The organism is Pseudoalteromonas sp. BSi20311 (assembly GCF_000239875.1).
In the GTDB taxonomy this organism is placed as follows: domain Bacteria; phylum Pseudomonadota; class Gammaproteobacteria; order Enterobacterales; family Alteromonadaceae; genus Pseudoalteromonas.
Genome location: NZ_BADU01000112.1, coordinates 1 through 3,155, shown reverse-complemented (window position 1 = coordinate 3,155; position 3,155 = coordinate 1). Strand labels below are relative to the sequence as shown.

Below are 3,155 nucleotides of genomic sequence, written 5' to 3'. Positions count from 1 at the left end.
TGCTCTTTAAAAATTTGGAAAAGCTGATAATAAAATTCGTATGAATAACATTTGTTATTTGTACAGAGTTTTCAAAAGTAAAAAAGAATGATAGCAGTATCATTCAGTGCCATTTAATGAACGTTTTACGTTTGTTGATTGGTATCTACTTTAGTATTCAATATTAACTTCTGGCGAAGTTAAACTGTCACAAAACAAAGACCCGTTTGGGTTGTATGGTTAAGTGACTAAGCGTACACGGTGGATGCCTTGGCAGTTGGAGGCGATGAAGGACGTATTAACTTGCGATAAGCCTAGTCAAGCTAGTAAAAAGCACTTGAGACTAGGATTTCCGAATGGGGAAACCCACCTGCTTGCAGGTATCGTTAACTGAATACATAGGTTAACGAGGCGAACGCGGAGAACTGAAACATCTAAGTACCCGTAGGAAAAGAAATCAACCGAGATTCCGAAAGTAGCGGCGAGCGAAATCGGAACAGCCCTTAAGCTTATTATGTGTTAATGGAAGGCTCTGGAAAGTGCCACGATACAGGGTGATAGTCCCGTACATGAAAATGCATTTTAAGTGAAATCGAGTAGGTCGGAGCACGTGAAACTTTGACTGAATATAGGTGGACCATCATCTAAGGCTAAATACTCCCAACTGACCGATAGTGAACCAGTACCGTGAGGGAAAGGCGAAAAGAACCCCTGTGAGGGGAGTGAAATAGAACCTGAAACCGTGTACGTACAAGCAGTAGGAGCCTACTTGTTAGGTGACTGCGTACCTTTTGTATAATGGGTCAGCGACTTATATTTTGTAGCGAGGTTAACCGATTAGGGTAGCCGTAGGGAAACCGAGTCTTAACTGGGCGAATAGTTGCAAGGTATAGACCCGAAACCCGGTGATCTAGCCATGGGCAGGTTGAAGGTTGAGTAACATCAACTGGAGGACCGAACCCACTAACGTTGAAAAGTTAGGGGATGACCTGTGGTTAGGAGTGAAAGGCTAATCAAACCGGGAGATAGCTGGTTCTCCCCGAAATCTATTTAGGTAGAGCCTCGGACGAATACTTACGGGGGTAGAGCACTGTTAAGGCTAGGGGGTCATCCCGACTTACCAACCCTTTGCAAACTCCGAATACCGTAAAGTAATATCCGGGAGACACACGGCGGGTGCTAACGTCCGTCGTGAAGAGGGAAACAACCCAGACCGCCAGCTAAGGTCCCAAAGTCATAGTTAAGTGGGAAACGATGTGGAAAGGCCCAGACAGCCAGGAGGTTGGCTTAGAAGCAGCCATCCTTTAAAGAAAGCGTAATAGCTCACTGGTCGAGTCGGTCTGCGCGGAAGATGTAACGGGGCTAAACTATGCACCGAAGCTGCGGATTCAGAATTTATTCTGAGTGGTAGGGGAGCGTTCTGTAAGCGGTTGAAGGTGTACCGGGAGGTATGCTGGACGTATCAGAAGTGCGAATGCTGACATGAGTAACGATAATGCGGGTGAAAAACCCGCACGCCGGAAGACCAAGGGTTCCTATCCCATGTTAATCAGGGTAGGGTAAGTCGACCCCTAAGGCGAGGCCGAAAGGCGTAGTCGATGGGAAACGGATTAATATTTCCGTACTTGGTATAATTGCGATGGGGGGACGGAGCAGGCTAAGCAAGCATGGCGATGGTAGTCCATGTGAAAGTGTGTAGGCTAGTGACTTAGGTAAATCCGGGTTGCTGTTAGGCTGAGACACGAGACGAGTCACCAAGGTGATGAAGTTGCTGATGCCATACTTCCAGGAAAAGCCTCTAAGCTTCAGATTATACCGAATCGTACCCCAAACCGACACAGGTGGTCAGGTAGAGAATACTAAGGCGCTTGAGAGAACTCGGGTGAAGGAACTAGGCAAAATCGTACCGTAACTTCGGGAGAAGGTACGCTCCGATTGGTGATGAGACTTGCTCTCTAAGCTGATTGGAGCCGCAGTGACCAGGTGGCTGGGACTGTTTATTAAAAACACAGCACTGTGCAAAATCGCAAGATGACGTATACGGTGTGACACCTGCCCGGTGCCGGAAGGTTAATTGATGGGGTTATCTTCGGAGAAGCTCTTGATCGAAGCCCCGGTAAACGGCGGCCGTAACTATAACGGTCCTAAGGTAGCGAAATTCCTTGTCGGGTAAGTTCCGACCTGCACGAATGGTGTAACCATGGCCACGCTGTCTCCACCCGAGACTCAGTGAAATTGAAATCGCAGTGAAGATGCTGTGTACCCGCGGCTAGACGGAAAGACCCCGTGAACCTTTACTACAGCTTGGCACTGAACATTGAACCTACATGTGTAGGATAGGTGGGAGACTTAGAAGCAGAGACGCTAGTTTTTGTGGAGTCGTCCTTGAAATACCACCCTTGTAGTTTTGATGTTCTAACGTTGGCCCCTGAATCGGGGTTACGGACAGTGCCTGGTGGGTAGTTTGACTGGGGCGGTCTCCTCCCAAAGAGTAACGGAGGAGCACGAAGGTTGGCTAAGTACGGTCGGACATCGTACGGTTAGTGTAATGGTAGAAGCCAGCTTAACTGCGAGACAGACACGTCGAGCAGGTACGAAAGTAGGTCATAGTGATCCGGTGGTTCTGAATGGAAGGGCCATCGCTCAACGGATAAAAGGTACTCCGGGGATAACAGGCTGATACCGCCCAAGAGTTCATATCGACGGCGGTGTTTGGCACCTCGATGTCGGCTCATCACATCCTGGGGCTGAAGTCGGTCCCAAGGGTATGGCTGTTCGCCATTTAAAGTGGTACGCGAGCTGGGTTTAGAACGTCGTGAGACAGTTCGGTCCCTATCTGCCGTGGGCGTTTGAGAATTGAGAGGGGTTGCTCCTAGTACGAGAGGACCGGAGTGAACGAACCGCTGGTGTTCGGGTTGTCATGCCAATGGCATTGCCCGGTAGCTACGTTCGGAACTGATAAGCGCTGAAAGCATCTAAGCGCGAAGCAGGCCTCGAGATGAGTTCTCACTAGACTTTTAAAGTCTCTGAAGGGCCGTTGAAGACTACAACGTTGATAGGCAAGATGTGGAAGTGGTGTGAGCCATTAAGCTAACTTGTACTAATTACCCGTGAGGCTTAACCATACAACGCCAAACGCGTTTTATGTGATAGTGAAACAAGCGAAGAAGTTAATA

The 3,155-nt window shown here is 48.5% G+C and carries 1 rRNA gene; it reads left to right on the top strand.

What is annotated here, in order from left to right:
• The first annotated feature begins 217 nt into the window (after positions 1-217).
• Positions 218-3,104 (top strand): 23S ribosomal RNA (locus P20311_RS12420).
• Positions 3,105-3,155 lie beyond the last annotated feature (51 nt).